Genomic DNA, 1914 nt, shown 5'->3' with positions numbered 1-1914 from the left:
GTGGCCCCCGAGACGCCCGGCTCCATCCACGAGGGCGGCGAGCTGGGCTACTCCCTCGCGCACGCCTTCGGCGCCGCCTTCGACAACCCCCGCCTGGTGGTGGCCTGCGTCGTCGGCGACGGCGAGGCCGAGACCGGCCCGCTGGCCGCGAGCTGGCACTCGAACAAGTTCCTCGACCCGGTGCGCGACGGTGTGGTGCTGCCCATCCTGCACCTGAACGGCTACAAGATCGCCAACCCGACCGTGCTGGCCCGCATCCCCGAGGCCGACCTGCTCAAGCTCATGGAGGGGTACGGCTACCGCCCCCACCTGGTCGGCCCCTCCCACGAGGAGATGGCCCGCACCCTCGATGCGGTCTTCGACGAGATCGCCGCCTGCAAAGACCGGACGCTCGACCGCCTCCCCATGATCGTCCTGCGCACCCCGAAGGGCTGGACCGGCCCCCGCGAGGTGGACGGCCTGCCGGTGGAGGGCACCTGGCGCGCCCACCAGGTGCCGCTGGCCGCCGTCCGCGACAACCCCGCGCACCTGGCGATGCTGGAGGAGTGGATGCGCTCCTACCGGCCCGAGGAGCTGTTCGACGCGGGCGGCCGCCCGGTCGAGGCGGTCCGGGCCACCGTACCGGCCGGGCCGCGCCGGATGAGCGCCAACCCGCACGCCAACGGCGGGGAGCTGATGCGCCCGCTGCGGCTGCCGGACTTCGCCGAGCACGCCGTGGAGGTCAAGGCGCCCGCCGCGCAGACCAGCGAGCCCACCCGGGTGCTGGGCGGCTACCTGCGCGACGTGATCGCCGCCAACCCGCACACGTTCCGGCTGATGGGCCCCGACGAGACCGCCTCCAACCGGCTGCAGGCCGTCTTCGAGGTCACCGACCGCGCCTGGAACGCCGCCAGGTTGCCGACCGACGAGCACCTGGGCGCGGGCGGGCGGGTCATGGAGGTGCTCAGCGAGCACCTGTGCCAGGGTTGGCTGGAGGGCTACCTGCTGACCGGCCGCCACGGCCTGTTCAACTGCTACGAGGCGTTCATCCACATCGTGGACGCCATGTTCAACCAGCACGCCAAGTGGCTGGAGACCTCCCGGAAGATCCCCTGGCGCCGCCCGATCGCCTCGCTCACCTACCTGCTGTCCTCCCACGTGTGGCGCCAGGACCACAACGGCTTCTCCCACCAGGACCCGGGCTTCCTCGACGTGGTGGTCAACAAGAAGGCCTCGGTGGTGCGGGTCTACCTGCCGCCGGACGCCAACACGCTGCTGTCGGTGGCCGACCACTGCCTGCGCTCCCGCGACTACGTCAACGTGATCGTGGCCGGCAAGCAGCCGGTGCTGGACCTGTTCACCCGCGAGGAGGCGGTCGTCCACTGCACGCGCGGGCTGGGCATCCTGCCCTGGGCCAGCACGGACGAGGGCGCCGAGCCGGACGTGGTGCTGGCCTGCGCGGGCGACGTGCCGACGATGGAGACGCTGGCCGCCGCCGCGCTGCTGCGCGAGCACCTGCCGCGCTTGAGGGTCCGCGTGGTCAACGTGGTCGACCTGATGCGCCTGCAGCAGCCTGCAGAGCACCCGCACGGCCTGCCCGACGCCGAGTTCGACGCGCTGTTCACCGCCGACAAGCCGGTCATCTTCAACTTCCACGGCTACCCGTGGCTGATCCACCGCCTGGCCTACCGCCGCCGCGGCCACGCCAACCTGCACGTGCGCGGCTACAAGGAGGAGGGCACCACCACCACGCCGTTCGACATGGCCATGATGAACGACATCGACCGCTACCACCTGGTCATGGACGTCGTCGACCGCGTCCCCGGCCTGGCGGTCACCCAGGCCCACCTGCGCCAGCGCATGGCCGAGGCCCGCCTGCGCGCCCGCGCCCACACCCGGGAGTACGGCGAGGACCCGGCCGAGATCCGCACCTGG

The 1914-nt window shown here is 72.2% G+C and carries 1 protein-coding gene; it reads left to right on the top strand.

The window, feature by feature from the left end:
* The coding region (locus BSB02_RS39085) for a phosphoketolase family protein (protein WP_084966054.1) at nucleotides 1-1914 on the top strand (1914 nt) is incomplete at both ends.

Origin of the sequence: Thermoactinospora rubra (assembly GCF_002093975.1) — a bacterium.
Classification (GTDB): Bacteria; Actinomycetota; Actinomycetes; order Streptosporangiales; family Streptosporangiaceae; genus Nonomuraea; species Nonomuraea rubra_A.
The sequence above is the reverse complement of the archived record's forward strand: the minus strand, read 5'-3'. Positions and strand labels throughout refer to the sequence as shown.